Annotated in this window: 15 protein-coding genes; 13 read left to right on the top strand and 2 right to left on the bottom strand. The window is 72.5% G+C overall.

Translation table 11 applies throughout. The annotated features are described in order from the left end of the window. The first annotated feature begins 78 nt into the window (after positions 1 to 78). The 13 genes from ACWDRB_RS46715 to ACWDRB_RS46655 all read left to right on the top strand — a co-directional run bounded on the left by ACWDRB_RS46715 (position 79) and on the right by ACWDRB_RS46655 (position 12584). A complete protein-coding gene (locus ACWDRB_RS46715; RefSeq protein ID WP_449905335.1) occupies positions 79 to 834 on the top strand; it encodes an SDR family oxidoreductase in 756 nt (251 codons plus the stop codon). Between the two features lie 164 nt (positions 835 to 998). After that, positions 999 to 1790, top strand: a complete 792-nt coding sequence (locus ACWDRB_RS46710; RefSeq protein ID WP_449905333.1) for a class I SAM-dependent methyltransferase — start codon at positions 999 to 1001, stop codon at positions 1788 to 1790. Beyond that, positions 1787 to 2017 (top strand): hypothetical protein, encoded by a 231-nt coding sequence (locus ACWDRB_RS46705; protein WP_355203670.1) that lies wholly within the window; start codon positions 1787 to 1789, stop codon positions 2015 to 2017. The genes ACWDRB_RS46710 and ACWDRB_RS46705 overlap by 4 nt, the downstream gene beginning before the upstream one ends. 34 nt (positions 2018 to 2051) lie before the next feature. After that, positions 2052 to 3824 (top strand): ferritin-like domain-containing protein, encoded by a 1773-nt coding sequence (locus ACWDRB_RS46700; protein ID WP_449905331.1) that lies wholly within the window; start codon positions 2052 to 2054, stop codon positions 3822 to 3824. Continuing rightward, entirely contained in the window at positions 3821 to 4363 is a 543-nt protein-coding gene (locus tag ACWDRB_RS46695) for an alpha/beta fold hydrolase (RefSeq protein ID WP_449905329.1), read from the top strand. The genes ACWDRB_RS46700 and ACWDRB_RS46695 overlap by 4 nt, the downstream gene beginning before the upstream one ends. A 58-nt stretch (positions 4364 to 4421) precedes the next feature. Continuing rightward, a complete protein-coding gene (locus tag ACWDRB_RS46690; RefSeq protein ID WP_449905327.1) occupies positions 4422 to 5324 on the top strand; it encodes an RNA polymerase sigma-70 factor in 903 nt (300 codons plus the stop codon). A 168-nt stretch (positions 5325 to 5492) separates the two neighbouring features. Then, entirely contained in the window at positions 5493 to 6197 is a 705-nt protein-coding gene (locus tag ACWDRB_RS46685) for a hypothetical protein (RefSeq protein WP_449905325.1), read from the top strand. Positions 6198 to 6247: 50 nt separating this feature from the next. Continuing rightward, positions 6248 to 6736, top strand: coding sequence for an Ohr family peroxiredoxin (locus ACWDRB_RS46680; protein WP_449905323.1), 489 nt, complete (start codon positions 6248 to 6250; stop codon positions 6734 to 6736). Positions 6737 to 7001: 265 nt separating this feature from the next. Then, positions 7002 to 8084 carry a ribosome small subunit-dependent GTPase A gene (rsgA, locus tag ACWDRB_RS46675; protein ID WP_449905321.1) on the top strand — a complete coding sequence of 361 codons (1083 nt, stop codon included), beginning with the start codon at positions 7002 to 7004 and terminating at the stop codon, positions 8082 to 8084. A gap of 58 nt (positions 8085 to 8142) precedes the next feature. Beyond that, positions 8143 to 8907, top strand: a complete 765-nt coding sequence (locus ACWDRB_RS46670) for a GNAT family N-acetyltransferase (RefSeq protein WP_449905319.1) — start codon at positions 8143 to 8145, stop codon at positions 8905 to 8907. 124 nt (positions 8908 to 9031) lie between these two features. Then, positions 9032 to 10018, top strand: coding sequence for an NAD-dependent epimerase/dehydratase family protein (locus ACWDRB_RS46665; protein WP_449905317.1), 987 nt, complete (start codon positions 9032 to 9034; stop codon positions 10016 to 10018). Positions 10019 to 10137: 119 nt separating this feature from the next. After that, positions 10138 to 11550, top strand: coding sequence for an MFS transporter (locus ACWDRB_RS46660; protein ID WP_449905315.1), 1413 nt, complete (start codon positions 10138 to 10140; stop codon positions 11548 to 11550). A 125-nt stretch (positions 11551 to 11675) separates the two neighbouring features. Then, complete coding sequence (locus tag ACWDRB_RS46655; RefSeq protein ID WP_449905313.1) at positions 11676 to 12584, top strand: helix-turn-helix domain-containing protein; 909 nt, start codon at positions 11676 to 11678, stop codon at positions 12582 to 12584. A gap of 71 nt (positions 12585 to 12655) precedes the next feature. On the opposite strand, the gene ACWDRB_RS46650 is transcribed toward ACWDRB_RS46655, so the two are convergent. Further along, positions 12656 to 13522, bottom strand: a complete 867-nt coding sequence (locus ACWDRB_RS46650; protein WP_449905311.1) for a TIGR03620 family F420-dependent LLM class oxidoreductase — start codon at positions 13520 to 13522, stop codon at positions 12656 to 12658. Then, positions 13519 to 14421 (bottom strand): NmrA/HSCARG family protein, encoded by a 903-nt coding sequence (locus ACWDRB_RS46645; RefSeq protein ID WP_449905309.1) that lies wholly within the window; start codon positions 14419 to 14421, stop codon positions 13519 to 13521. Before ACWDRB_RS46645 ends, ACWDRB_RS46650 begins: the two co-directional genes overlap by 4 nt. Positions 14422 to 14478 lie beyond the last annotated feature (57 nt).

Here is a 14478-nt window from a genome sequence, read left to right as displayed (position 1 = left end):
CAAGCCTCAAGGCTGCCCTGTCTTAGCTGACGACCGGTCGGCACATGGGTGCCCCGGCGGAGAAATAAGGGGGCACCAATGAAGGTCGTCGTGGTCGGCGGGACCGGTCTGATCGGGTCGAAGGTGGTGGCCATGCTGGGGGAGCACGGTCACGAGGCGGTGGCGGCGGCGCCGAGCACCGGTGTCAACACGCTGACCGGTGAGGGGCTGGCGGAGGTGCTGGCGGGCGCGCAGGTGGTGGTCGACGTGTCGAACTCGCCGTCGTTCGAGCCCGCGGCGGTGATGGAGTTCTTCGAGACCTCCACGGGCAACCTGCTGGCCGCGGAGGCGGCGGCCGGGGTCGGTCATCATGTCGCGCTGTCGGTGGTGGGCACGGAACGGATGCCCGACAACGGCTATTTCGCGGCGAAGATCGCTCAGGAGCAGTTGATCGAGAAGTCGGGGATCCCGTTCTCGCTCGTGCACGCGACGCAGTTCTTCGAGTTCGTACGCGCCATCGCGGAGGAGGCCACGGACGGCGACACGGTGCGGATCGCGCCGGTGCGGTTCCAGCCCATCGCGGGTGAGGAGGTCGCCCAGGCGGTCGGCCGGGTCGCGGTGGGGCAGCCGCTGAACGGCCGGGTCGAGGTGGGCGGTCCCGACGACGTCCGGATGGACGAGTTCTTCCGCGATGCCCTGGCCGCCTGGGGTGATGCGCGCACGGTGGTCGCCGACCCGCAGGCCCGCTACTACGGCAGCGTGCCGGGCGAGCGGACGCTGGTGCCCGGTGAGGACGCGATCCTCGGCACCGTCCACTACCTCGACTGGGCCCGCCGGAACGCCGCCGGCAAGTAGTGCGGCCCAGGCAAGAGGGGTTGTTCCAGGTGCGGCGGCGACGCGGCGACCAACGGGCCCGGCCGTCATGCCCGGCCTCCGGCCCGAGCCTCGACGACTGCCATGACGGCGACCGGACGGCCGGCGGGCGACGCACGCGCCCGCGACGGGACAGGAGTTACGCAGTGACCGCATCGGCGATGGTCGCCGAGTTCGATGATGTCGCCGGCTGGACCGCCGACGCCGTCGAGCAGCTGGGGGAGCGGCACGCCATCCCGGCCGCCTGCCGCGGCAGCGCGAGTCCGGCGGCACTGGCCTGGCTGGCCGAGGCGTGCGAGCTGTCGGCCGGCATCACGCTGCTGGACGTGGGCGCGGGCGCCGGCGGGCCGGCGGCCTGGGCCGCGGAGCGGTTCGGGGTCCGGCCGATCCTGCTGGAGCCGATGCCGGCCGCGCGCCGGGCCGCCGCCCGGCTGTTCGGGCTGCCGGTCGTCGCGGGGGACGGGCGACGGATTCCGCTCCGTACGAGGTCGGCCGACGCCGCCTGGTGTCTGGGGGTGCTGTGCACCGTACAGGACAAGGCCTCGGTGCTCGGCGAGATCCACCGGGTGCTGAAGCCCGGCGCCTCGCTGGGGCTGCTGGTGGTCGTCGCCCGGGGCCCGCAGCTCCTTCCGGTGCCGGACGGCAACCACTTCCCCACCCAGAGGGAGCTTCTCGGGCTGCTCGCCGGCGCGGGATTCGAGATCGTCGAGCAGATCGACCAGCCCGGCGGGGCGCCGCGGTCCTGGTCGCGCCGCGCCGAGCAGGTCGCCGCGATGATCGCGACCCGCCACCGGGCCGAGCCCGCGTACGCGCTGGCGGCTGACCAGGGTGAGCGCTTCACCCGCCTGTTCGCCTCCGGCCAGATCGCTGTACGGCTGATCCACGCGGTCAGCCGGTCTTCCGGACATCCACTCAAGCCACGCATGGAGGAAAGATGAGCGTTCCCAGCGGCGAGGACGACTTCCTGTACGAGCTCCAGATCGAGGTCGAGACCGAGGTGACCCTGGTCGAGTCGAGCCATCCGGAGGAGGTCGCCGAGCTGCCGGTCACCGAGTGGCTGTTCGACCCGACGGACGCCGAGCGCGAGGAGATCGGCCTGCGGGGCCTGCTCGACGCGGTCGAGGCGCTGGAGGACGACTCCCGGCCCGGCGATCACGTCGCGTGACAGGCCCCCTTCCGGCAACCGAGTCAGGACACCGATGAAACACCTGGAACCCCAGCGAACCCGGATCGACACCCTCCAAAGCCTCCGCGAGCACCTGCAGTGGGCGATCGAGCTGGAACACGCGACCCTGCCGCCGTACCTGTGCGCGCTGTACTCGCTCGACCCGGAGCGCAACCCCGAAGCCGTCGAGGTCGTGGGCAGCGTCTTCGTCGAGGAGATGCTGCACCTGGCGCTGGCCGCCAACCTGCTCAACGCCGTCGGCGGCCGTCCGCGACTGGACACGCCGGGGATGCTGCCGCCGCACCCCCGGCCGCTGCCCCACGGCTCGCTGGAGCTGTCCCTGGTGCCCTTCGGGCCGGAAGCCCTCGAGATGTTCCTGCGGATCGAACAACCGGCACCGCCCGGCGCCCCGGCCGAAGCCGACGGCTACGAGACGATCGGCCAGTTCTACGCCGCCATCGAGGAGGGCCTGCGCCACCTGTGCGAACGGCTCGGCGAACGGGCGGTCTTCACCGGCGACCCGGCCCGCCAGGTGAGCGCCGACCACTTCCGCCACACCGCCGGGAACCTGGTCGAGGTCGGTGACCTCGCCTCGGCGCTGGCGGCGCTGGAGGAGATCGTCGAGCAGGGCGAGGGCACCGCCCGCGGCGGCGTCTGGGACGGCGACCAGGACGTCTTCCACCCCGAACGCCAGGAAGTCGGACACTACTACCGCTTCCAGGAGCTCAAGCTCGGCCGCCGCTACCAGCGGGGCGACACCCCCCAGTCCGGGCCCACCGGCGAGACGATCTGGGTGGACCCGACCGGCGTACGTCCGATGCGCCACAATCCGCGGCTGTCCGACCACGAGCCGGGCAGCGCGATCAGGACCGCGCAGGAAGAGTTCAACCACACCTACTGCGCGGTCCTGCACCTGCTCGAACGGGCGTTCAACGGCAGCCCGAAGCTGCTCGGGGCCGCCACCGGCACCATGTACGCGCTCAAGGCCCAGGCCCGGGCCCTGATGGGAATGCCCGACGGAGACGGCACCACGGCCGGCCCGACCTTCGAGTACGTGCCGCCCGAGCTGCGCCGGTGGAGCGTCGGCGACCGGCAGCGGATCGTCGTGCTGCGCGACGGCCCGTACGTCGTGTACGGCGGCGTCCCCCTCAGACGCAAGCGCAAGATCGTCTCTGCCGAGAACAACGACGCGCTGACCTGGAAGACCGGCGAGCCCCTGGAGACCGAGGACACCTACGCGCTGTGCCGCTGCGGTCACTCTTCGTCGAAGCCGTTCTGCGACGGGACCCACGCCGTGATCGGGTTCGACGGCACGGAGAGCGCGGTCATGCGGCCGTACAAGGAGCTGCAGCACGTGCACGACGGGGTGGGCATCTCGGCCCGGCGGGTGGGGGAGCTGTGCGTCCATGCCGCCTTCTGCATCGGGCGCACCAGGCCGATCGCCGCGATGCTCGCCGACACCGGCGACAGCGACGTGCGCTCCACCGTCATGGGCCGCATCGACCACTGCCCCTCCGGCTCCTACAGCTACGCCCTGGAGCGCGGCGGCGAGACGATCGAGCCCGACCTGCCGCAGGCGATCTCGGTCCTGGAGGAAGAGGACGGGCTGGCGAGCGCGCTGTGGGTCACCGGCAAGGTGCCGGTCGTGCGGTCGGACGGCCGGCCGCTGGAGGCCCGCAACCGGATGACGCTGTGCCGTTGCGGCCATTCCGGCAACAAGCCGTTGTGCGACGGCACCCACCGGGAGATCGGCTTCCGCGAGGAACCCCGGCCCACCGAACTGAACGCAGGGAAGGTCCACTCATGAGCGAGCAGCCTGTCATCGTCCTGGTCGGCCATTCGTACGGCGGCATGGTGATCACGGAGACGGCGGCCGGCAACCCGGCCGTCCAGGCCCTGATCTACGTGGCCGCGTTCGCTCCCGAGCCGGGCGAGAGCGCGTTCCTGCTGTCGGGCAAGTTCGAGGGCAGCACCCTCGGCGGCGCGCTGGAGGCCTACCCGGTCGGCTCCGGCGGCAACGAGTTCCGCATCGCCGCGGACAAGTTCCACCACCAGTTCTGCGCCGACGTGGACGCCAGGGAGGCCGCGCTGATGGCCGCGACCCAGCGGCCGGTCACCGAACGGGCGCTCACCGACGTGCCGGTGACGAGCGAGCCGGGCTGGCGTACAAAGCCGTCGTGGTTCGTCCACGGCGAGCGCGACCTCAACATCCCGGCCGCGGCGCTGCGCTTCATGGCCGAACGGGCCGGGTCGCGGGGGACCCGCGAGGTCGCCGGGGCCTCGCACGCGATCGCGGCGTCCCAGCCTGACGCCGTGACCGCCGCCGTCGGCCACGTACGGGGCTGAACGGGGCTCGCCCGGCCGGGGGACGGATCGATGTGGAGAGCGAAGGCGTGGGGGAATCATGCAAGTGGGATCACTGAAACAGGCAAACGCACTCGAACGGGCCGCGTCCGCCTTCGTCGAGCTGCGCCCGCGGCTGTTCGGCATCGCCTATCGGATGCTCGGCAGCGCGGTGGAAGCCGAGGACGTCCTTCAGGAAGTCTGGTTGCGCTGGCAGAACACCGACCGCTCGACCGTCGAGAACCCTCCGGCCTTCCTGGCGTTGATCACCACCCGCCTGGCCATCAACGTCGCCCAGTCCGCCCGTTCGCGGCGCGAGGCCTATATCGGGCCCTGGCTTCCCGAACCGGTGGACACCAGCATGGACCCGACGCTGGGCGCCGAACGGGGTGAAGCGCTCGAACTCGCCTTCCTGCTGCTGCTCGAGAGGCTCACCCCCACCGAGCGGGCCGCGTACGTGCTGCGCGAGGCCTTCGTCTACCCCTATCCGCAGATCGCGGAGATCCTGCAGGTCAGCACGGTCAACGCGCGCCAGCTCGTGAGCCGCGCCCGGAAACGGCTGACCGCCGCACGGCGCGAGCCCATCGACAAGACGGAGCATCGGCGCCTCCTGGCGGTCTTCCTCGACGCCGCCCAGACGGGGAACATCGCCGCCCTCGAAGACCTCTTCGCCGAGGACGTCGTCAGCTCCTCCGACGGCAACGGCATCCGAGGGGCGGCGCGCTTCCCCCTGCTGGGCAGCCGCCGCGTGGCGAAGTTCCTGGCCGCGTACGCGCCGAGGTTCTGGCCAGGCGCCAAACTGACCTGGGTCGAGGTGAACGGGCGCGCCGGTGTGCTCGTCCCCCGCAACCGCACCGACGTCACCCTGCTCACCATCGAGGCCTCGCCGGAAGGCATCCACCACGTCATGTGGATCGTCAACCCGGCCAAACTCGGCGCCTACGACCGCTCACGAGGGGATTAGACGTTCGGCTTCTGTGGGGTGTCACAACTTGAGCGGCTGTCCTGTCTTAACTGCCGACTCCGAAAGAACAGAGGACATCGTGCGGACGACCTCGTTGCCCGGCGGCCACGCCGGCACCTTCACAGCATGGACACAGGCCTGCTCTCCTGGCCGTGAGGGTGGCCGGACATGACCGACGTGAGCGCCGGGACGCTGGCGGAGATGCTCGACGAGCGGCAGCACCTGCTCGAGATCGCCTTGTGGATGTTCGGCTCGGAGAGCACGGCTGACCGGATCGTCCAGGAGACCTATCGCCGCTGGTACGCCCTCGACGACGAGGAACGCGCCGGCATCGCGGTGCCGCGCGCCTGGCTGACGCGGGTCGCCGGAGGCATCTGCCTGGAACTGCTCGCCGCCCCCGGCCCCCTGCCCGGACCGGGTACGCCCGGAGCGCCGTCCCCCGCCCCGGCACCCCGTCCCCAGCCCGCCAGGCGCCCGGCACACCAGCAGGCCAGGCCGGACCAGGGGATGCTCGTCCGGCACGACCGGGTCGCGCGCCGCTTCGCCGCGGCCTGCGACCTGGGGGACACGGCGGCGCTGCGGGCGGTCCTGGCCGCGGACGCGATCGTCGTCAGCGACGGTGGCGGCAAACTGCGCGCCCCCGTACGCCCCACCTACGGCGCGGACGCGGTCGCCCGGTTCGTCACGTCCTTGCTGGCCGGCCGGCCCGGCACCGAGGTGGCCGTCGAGTCCGTGAACGGCCGGACGGGCCTGGTGCTGCGCCAGGCGGGCCGGGCCGTGGCGGTGGTCGGAGTGAGCGTCGCCGAAGCCGAGATCACCGCGGTGTGGATCGTCCTGAACCCCGACAAGTTGCAGCGCTGGCACCGCCCATGACCAGCATGCCCTCACCTCAGGCGCCTCAGGCGTCGCTGAAAGGCGGACCGGTGAACGAACCGATGCTGTCCACGGAGCACGACTACAGCGGCTCCACGTTCAAACCCCTCTATGTCACGCGCGTCGCCGTCAGCGGCGGCAGCTCCGCCCACGGCCGGGCCACCGGCCGGGCCCGCTCCGCCGACGGCACCCTCGACCTGCAGCTGCGGATGCCCGAGGAACTCGGCGGCGACAACCCCGGCCCGAACCCCGAGCAGCTCTTCGCCGCCGGATACGCCGCCTGCTTCCACGGCGCCCTCAGCCTGCTGGCCCGCCGGCACCTCCTCGACCCCGCGTCGATCACCGTGGAGGCGAGCGTGGCCTTCGGTCGCGACCCGGCCGACGGCGGCTACCGGCTGAGCGCCGACCTCGTCGTGACCTGGCCCGGAGCCGACCCCGACCGGGTCACCCCGCTGCTCGCCCAGGCCACCGCGCTGTGCCCGTACGCCAAGATGACCCGCCAGGGCATCCCCGCCACCATCAACCTCGCCACCCCCTGATCCCCTGGGGCGGACAGCGACGACGTGATCTTTGCGGGTGGCCGCTCATGCTGCTATCTTGTCCAACGCAAGACACGTTCGTGACAACAGGAACTCTTCGAGGGAGGTGAGGTTAAATGACCGTCGTGGTGATGGCTGCCATCTGCGGCACTCGGTCCATCCTCACGTCCCCGGGCCTTGGCTGACCTTTCGAGGCGCCTTCCCTGGCACGGATGCGGCATGTCCCATCCGCCGAGGCCCCTTTTCTGCAAAGGGTTCCATTCCGTTGTCATTCGAGCATTCCTTTGACGATGGCCTGTCCGCGTACGGTTGGGACGCAGGGCTCGAACAGTCCTTCGCCTCCCACCGCTCCGCGAGGCTCATTCCCGCCCGCGTGGTCGGCGTCGATCGCGGCGCCTGCGACGTCATCACCGAAACCGGCCCGCTCCGGGCCCGCCTTTCGCTCCCGGCGGTGGCGGATCCGGTCGAGTCCCCGTGCACGGGCGACTGGGCGGCGCTGCGGCCCGGCCCCACGCCCGAGCTGGTCGCGCTGCTGCCACGGCGCGGTGTCATCGTCCGGTCATCGGCGTCGCGTACCTCCTACGGCCAGGCCCTGGCCGCCAACGTCGACACGGCGGTCGTGGCCGTCTCACTCGGCGGCACGCTGAATCCGAGCCGGATCGAGCGGCTGCTGGCGCTGGCGTGGGAGAGCGGCGCCCAGCCCGTGATCGTCCTGACCAAGGCCGACCAGTCGGCCGATCCCGGCGAGGCGGTGACCGCCATCACCGAGCTTGCCCCGGGGGTGGAGATCATCGCCACCAGCGCCGCCACCGGCCAGGGCATGGACGCGCTCACCGCGGCGCTCACCGGCACCGTGGTCCTGCTCGGCCCCTCCGGAGCGGGCAAGTCCACGCTGGGCAACGCGCTGCTGGGCACCGAGGTCCTGGAGACCGGCGACGTACGCGCGCAAGACGGCAAGGGCCGCCACACCACGGTCCGCCGCAGTCTGGTCCCGCTTCCCGGCGGCGGCGTGCTGATCGACACCCCCGGTCTGCGCGGCGTCGGCCTCCTGGACGCCGACGAGGGCCTGCAGCAGGTCTTCGCCGACATCGAGGAGCTCGCCCAGCAGTGCCGCTTCGGCGACTGCGACCACGACTCCGAGCCCGGCTGCGCGGTCCAGGCGGCCATCGCCTCAGGTGATCTGAGCGAACGCCGCCTCGACAGCTACCGCAAGCTCCAGCGCGAGAACGCCTGGGCCAGCTCCCGCAGCGACGCGCGCCTGCGCGCCCAGCACGACGATCGCAAGAAGGCGATCACCCGCTCGCTGCGTGAGACCTACGCCTTCCGGGACCGGCAGCGCCGGTCGTGACCCGGGCAGCGGGCCGCGGCCCGCTGCCCTCTCTTCCGCTGAAGGAACATCTGGCACAGTGCCCGATTTCAACGATGACGCGATCGTCAACGCGTTCTACGACCTGCATCGCGACCTGCCCCGCCAGGGGCCCGGCTCGGATGCCACCACACAGCGGCCGCTGACCTTGGCCGGCCTGCTGCCCGACCGGCCCAGGACGCTGGATCTGGGCTGCGGTCCAGACCGCGCCGCACTGCTGCCGGCCCCCGGCGGCGTCCTGCGTACCGCCACCACCAGCCCCACGACCACTCCCATGACGAGAGACGAGAACACCATGTCGCACACCTGGATCACCCGCGCCGAGACCCCGCAGGACATCCCCGCGATCCGCGCGGTCGCCCTCGGCGCCTTCCCCACGCCGCTGGAGGCCGACCTCATCGAGGCGCTGCGCGTCGATGAGGCCTGGTCGCCCGAGCTGTCCATCGTCGCCCAGGCCCCCGACGGCACCGTGGCCGGGTACGCGCTGCTCACCCGCTGCCACGTCGACGCCGCTCCGGCCCTGGCGCTGGGCCCGTGCGCGGTCCTGCCGGAGTACCAGAAGACCGGCGCCGGCTCGGCCGCCATCCGCGCCGGTCTCCAGGCCGCACGCGACAAGGGCGAGAACCTCGTCCTCGTGCTCGGCCACCCCGAGTACTACCCGCGCTTCGGCTTCACCCCGGCCTCGGCGTACGGGATCCGCCCCTCCTTCGAGGTGCCCGACGAGGCGATGATGGCCCTCGTCTTCGACGACACCATCGCGGTGCCCAGCGGCACCATCGTCTACCCCGCGCCCTTCGGCGTCTGACGCTCACCGAGCCTGCCCGGGACGAACCGCGTCCCGGGCAGGCCCCGCTCCGCTCTCGGCGAATCCGCTGCGCTGTCAGTGAACCCGGCTGGGTGCTCGGCGTTCGCGGTGATTGGGTGTCGGAATGGAGATCTTGGTTTTGGGGGGAACGGCCTGGCTGGGCCGGGAGCTGTCGCGGCAGGCGATCGAGCGCGGCCATCAGGTGACGTGCCTGGCGCGCGGCGAGAGCGGCCAGGTGGCGGAGGGAGCGAGGCTGGTGGCCGCCGACCGGCGCGATCCTTCGGCGTACGAGCCGCTGCTCGACCGGGAATGGGACGCCGTCATCGAGGTGTCATGGCAGCCGGGCTTCGTCCGCGAGGCCCTGCACGCGCTGGGCGACCGGGCCCGGCACTGGGCCTACGTCTCCTCCGTCAGCGCCTACGCCTCCCATGCCGCACCGGATGCCGACGAGTCCACGGCCCTGCTCCCCGCGACCGATCGCGACGAGGTCGACCGCGACCTGTACGGCGAGGCGAAGGCCGCCTGCGAGCTGGCGTCCACGGCGGCCGTGGGCGAGCGCCTGCTCATCGCCCGCGCCGGCCTCATCGGCGGCCCGGGCGATCACAGCGGACGCACCGGCTACTGGGCGGCCCGTGCCGCCCGCGACCGGCAGGGGCCGATGCTGGTGCCCGACGCGCCGCACCTGCCGACCCAGGCGATCGACGCACGCGACCTGGCAGCCTGGCTGCTGGACGCCGGCGAGAAGGGCGTCGCCGGCACCTTCGACGCCGTCGGGCCGGTCGTTCCGTTCGGGGAGTGGATCGAGTTGTCCCGTGCCGCCGGCGGGCACACCGGCCCGGTGGTCACCGCCGAGTCGGCATGGCTGCTGGCGAACGGCGTGGCCGAGTGGATGGGGCCCGAGTCGTTGCCGATGTGGCTGGTCGAGCCGGGCTGGGAAGGGTTCGCGTCCCGGACCGGGGCCGCGGCGCATGCCGCGGGGCTGCGCCATCGTCCCCGGGCCGAGATGCTGGCCGACACGCTGGACTGGGAGCGCGAGCAGGGGCTGGAGCGCGGCCGGCGCGCCGGCCTCAGCGCCCAGCGCGAGCGCGAACTGCTCGACGCCCTCGGCTGACGGCCCGCGCGGGCCGGGGTTCCACCGCGGGTTGAAACTCTCCCGCCGCCCGGCCCAGCACCGTCACCCGGCAGGCGGCGCAAACTCTCCGGAACCGGTTCAACGACAGCCTTGAAGCCATGAGTGCTGACGACTACGAACCGATATCCGGGCAAACTCACACTGCGGCGGGGCTGCCGGGTCCGATGATCGTGCTGGCCGGCGGGGTGCTCGTCGGTGCGATCAACATCTACCTCGCGGCGAGCCTGCTGCCCACCGCGGTGGCCGACCTCGGCGGCGCGGGCTTCTACGCCTGGAACATGACCATCTACCTCGTCGCCATGGTGATCGCGACGATGCTCGCCGGCCGGTTCCTGTCCCGGTGGGGGAACGTCGGCGCGTACCTGCTGGGCTTCGCCGTCTTCACGGCGGGTTCGCTGGCCTGCGCGCTGAGCCCGGCGATGGCGGTGCTGCTGGCCTCGCGCGGCGTCCAGGGGTTCGGGGCGGGGCTGCTGTCCGGGCTGGGGTTCGCCGTCATCCGGTCGGCGCTGCCGCCCCGGCTCTGGACGCGCGGCACCGCGCTGATGTCGGCGATGTACGGCGTCGGCAACTTCGCCGGTCCGGCGCTCGGCGGCCTGTTCGCCCAGCTGGGCTCGTGGCGGCTGGCGTTCGCGGTGATGGCGGCGGTCTCGGCGGTGTGCGGCGCGCTCGTGCCCCGCGTGCTGCCGGGACGCGGACATGACCGGGACCTGCGCCCGCCGGTCCCGGTCGTGTCCCTGCTGCTGGTCATGGCGGCCGCCGGGGCCGTGAGCGTGGCGGGGGTGCTGGCGGGCACGCTCGCGAAGGCGGCCGGCATCGGGGCGGCGGTGCTGCTGATGGCCGGGTTCGTCATCCATGAGCGGGGCAGTGACCTGCGGGTCTTCCCGCAGGCGACGTACCGGAGCGGTTCGTCGTTGAAGTGGGTCTATCTGACGCTGGGGCTGCTGGCCTGCGGGGTCGCGGCCGAGTCGTTCCTGCCGCTGTTCGGCCAGCGGCTGGCCGGGCTGGCGCCGCTGGTGGCGGGGTTCTTCGCCGCGGCCATCTCGTTGGGCTGGTCGCTCACCCAGATCGGCAGCGCGTCGGTGACGGGCGGGCGCGCGGTGCGCCGGCTGCGCGTGCTCGGCCCGGTGCTGCTGGCCGCGGGCCTGCTCGTCCAGGGGTTGCTGCAGCGCGAGGAGACGCCGCTGTGGCTGGTGGCGGTGTGGGTGCCGGTGCTGTTCGTGGCCGGTGCGGGCATCGGGCTGGCCTATCCGCACCTGTCGGTGACCGCGATGTCCAGCACGCGGGATCCGGAGGAGGGCAGGCGGGCGGCCGCCGGGATCGCCACGGTGACGAGTCTGTCGATCGCGTTCGGCACGGCGGTGGCGGGCGTCCTGGTCAACCTGGGCGGCGCGTCGATGCTCGACTCGGCGCGGTACGTGTTGTTCGGGCTCGCGCTCTTGTGCGCGCTCGGCGCCCTGACCGCACACGCGGCCAACCGGACGGACCCCGCGCTCGCCGCCGATCGCGATTGACGCTGCCGTGGGCGGCGTTCTTACCCGATGACATCCGTAGCGCTTCTCCTCCGGGCCGCGTCCGCGGCGAGAATCTCCGACAAATCGCTTGAGGTTCCACCGGGTGGAAGGTGCAGATTCGAGTCATGAACGACGCGACGGGTCTTTACACGATCGGGCAGCTGGCCCGGCGTACGGGGCTGCAGGCGCGCACGATCCGCTTCTGGTCCGATCGCGGCGTCGTCCCCCCTGTCCAGAGGTCGGGGGGCGGCTACCGGCTCTATGACGCGGAGGCGGTCGCGCGGCTGGACCTGGTCCGGACGCTTCGCGATCTCGGGCTTGGTCTCGACGCCGTCCAGCAGGTGCTGGAGCAGCGGGCCACGCTGAGCGACGTGGCGGACCTGCACGTCAAAGCGCTCGACGCCGAGATCCGCACCCTGAACGTACGCCGGTCCGTCCTGCGCGTGCTCGCCAACCGTGACAGCTCTACCAAGGAGATCGCATTGATCAACGCGCTGGCCCGACTGTCGGCACGGGAACGTCAGCAGATCATCGACGATTTCGTCGACCGCGCGTTCGCCGGCGTCGTCGACGAGGACGCCGCGCTGGTCGCGGGCTGGATGCGCGACCTGCCGCCGGACCTGCCCGAGGACCCCACCTCCGAACAGATCAACGCGTGGGTGGAACTGGCCGAACTGGTGGGCGACGACGGCTTCCGGCAGACGGTCCGAGGGATGGTTCTCAGCGGCGAGGACGACAACCGCCTGGAGTACGGCCTCAACCTCCGGCCCTTGGTCCTGGAGCACGCGGGCACCGCTCTGTCGCGCGGCATCGCGCCGGAATCGGCCGGGGCACGACCGATCCTGAAGCGGATCGTCCCCGACGACCTTCCCGCCGAGGAAACCGCCGCTCTGATCATGTGGCTGAACATGGTCGCCGAGCCCCGAGTGGAGCGGTACTGGCAGCTCCTGAGCATCCTCAAGGGCCAGAAACCGTCCCCACCGGCGGTCCCGGCCTTCGCATGGGTGCTGGCCGCGCTGCGCGCCCACCGCTGATCCGTCCGGCACCTCCTTTCGCCGCATCCACAAGGGGACAGCGCCGACCGCTCCGGTGCCGGGACCTCCGTTCACAGCAGCAGCGTGGCGAGATCTTCCCATTGACGCAGGGGCGGCCGGTCCGGTGTGGCCGTGAGCACGTGCAGGCTGACGTGATCCGCGCCGGCCTCGAGGTGCTGGCCGACGCGGCGGGCGACGTCCTCGGGGCCGCCGGTCGCCACCAGCGCGTCGACCAGCCGTTCGTCCAGTGACTCGGGGTCGTCGAAGCCCAGATCGCGCAGCGGCGTGAGCCGGTTGGGCAGGCCGGCGGCCGCGTGGGCGCGGGCCAGCTCGGCCGCGCGGGGCCGAGACGGGTCGAGAACGGCGAGCTGGGTGACCGCGAGCAGCGCCCGCGGCCCGAGCAGGCCGCGGGCGTGGCGGGTGTGGGCGACCGGCATGCCCAGCGGGTGGGCGCCCGCGGCTCGTTCGGCGGCGAGCTGGAGCATCTTCGGGCCCAGCGCGGCCAGGACCCGGGGCCCCGCCGGGACCGGCGGGCCGAACGGGGCGGCGTCCATCGCGTCCAGGTAGGCGCGCATGGTCGCGACCGGCGGGCCGAAGCGATGGCCGCGCACGTCGGTGACCAGGGCGGGGTGGCCGACGCCGAGGCCGAGCAGGAACCGCCCGGGGAACGCCTCGGCGAGGGTGCGCTGCGCGGCCGCGGTGGTGACGGCGTCGCGGGCGTAGATGCCGGCGGCGCCGGTGGCGACGACGGTCCGCCGGGTGAGCGACAGCAGCAGGGCCGCCTGCGCCATGGCCTCGCGGCCGGTCGTCTCGGGGAACCACAGCGCCGGGTAGCCGAGGTCCTCGACGGCCGCGGCAGCTTCGCGCAGGACGGGGGCCGGGTGGCGGTCCAGTTCGCCCGCCCAGATGCCGACCTGTCCGAGTTCGGGTGCGGTCATCGGGCGCTCTGGGCGGTCAGGAAGCCGTCGATCGCGGCCGCTCCGGTGCGGGCCAGCCAGGTGCGCAGATCCATCAGCCCCGGGTGCAGCGCGCGGGCGAAGGAGACGTCGGCGCGCCAGCCGCGTTCGTTGAGCCAGGTGTAGGCGAAGGCGAACTCCTCGCCCGCCCGGGCGATCACCTCGATGGGGATCTGTACGTAGGGCAGCGGCCGGCCGACGGCCTCGGACATGGCCGCGGCGATCTCCAGCGGGGTCAGCTCGTCCCCGGCCAGGTCCACCGCGCGGCCGATCCACTCTTCCGGCTGGGCGAAGGCCAGGGCCGCGAAGGCGCCGACGTCGTCGACGGCCATGATCTGCTGCGGTACGGCCGGCTCGAACGCGGTGGTCACGGCGCCGTCGTGCAGGTGGTAGGCGCCGGTGTAGTTCTCCATGAACGAGACCGGGCGCAGGAAGGTCGCGGGCAGGCCCAGCCGGGTGATGTGCTGCTCGATCCGCCACTTGCTCACCACGTTCTGCGGCAGCTTCTCGGTGTTGTGGCGGCCCGCGCCGGCGACGGAGGCGTAGACCAGGTGGCGCACGCCGGCGGCGTGGGCGGCGTCGGCGACGTTGCGGCCCCAGACGACCTCGTGATCGGCGGTGAAGCCGGCCGGGGTGCCGGGGGAGCCGACGGTGGGCTGCACGCTGAACAGGCCGTAGGCGCCCTCGGCCGCGGCGGTGAGGGAGGCGGGGTCGTCCATCTCGGCGCGTACGAGCCGGGCGCCCGCCTTCGCCAGCGCCCGGGCCCCGGCGGCGTCCGGGTCGCGCGTCACCGCTCGTACGCGCCAGCCGTCGGCGAGCAGCCGGGCCGTCACGGCGCGGCCCTGCAGGCCGGTCGCCCCCATCACGACGATGGTCTTCACGATGCTGTCTCCAGGGGTCAGGGGCCATCCAGCTAACCGGGGTGGCCCTCCGTTTAT

This window comes from Nonomuraea sp. NPDC003707, assembly GCF_053587055.1.
This window is presented reverse-complemented; position numbering and strand designations above follow the sequence as displayed.

Bases quoted from the DNA above. Each gene is read 5' to 3' on its own strand.
- ACWDRB_RS46715 (WP_449905335.1), top strand. From the start codon at position 79: ATGAAGGTCGTCGTGGTCGGCGGGACCGGTCTGATCGGGTCGAAGGTG.
- ACWDRB_RS46705 (WP_355203670.1), top strand. From the start codon at position 1,787: ATGAGCGTTCCCAGCGGCGAGGACGACTTCCTGTACGAGCTCCAGATC.
- ACWDRB_RS46700 (WP_449905331.1), top strand. From the start codon at position 2,052: ATGAAACACCTGGAACCCCAGCGAACCCGGATCGACACCCTCCAAAGC.
- ACWDRB_RS46695 (WP_449905329.1), top strand. From the start codon at position 3,821: ATGAGCGAGCAGCCTGTCATCGTCCTGGTCGGCCATTCGTACGGCGGC.
- ACWDRB_RS46690 (WP_449905327.1), top strand. From the start codon at position 4,422: ATGCAAGTGGGATCACTGAAACAGGCAAACGCACTCGAACGGGCCGCG.
- ACWDRB_RS46685 (WP_449905325.1), top strand. From the start codon at position 5,493: ATGACCGACGTGAGCGCCGGGACGCTGGCGGAGATGCTCGACGAGCGG.
- ACWDRB_RS46665 (WP_449905317.1), top strand. From the start codon at position 9,032: ATGGAGATCTTGGTTTTGGGGGGAACGGCCTGGCTGGGCCGGGAGCTG.
- ACWDRB_RS46660 (WP_449905315.1), top strand. From the start codon at position 10,138: ATGAGTGCTGACGACTACGAACCGATATCCGGGCAAACTCACACTGCG.
- ACWDRB_RS46655 (WP_449905313.1), top strand. From the start codon at position 11,676: ATGAACGACGCGACGGGTCTTTACACGATCGGGCAGCTGGCCCGGCGT.
- ACWDRB_RS46650 (WP_449905311.1), bottom strand. From the start codon at position 13,522: ATGACCGCACCCGAACTCGGACAGGTCGGCATCTGGGCGGGCGAACTG.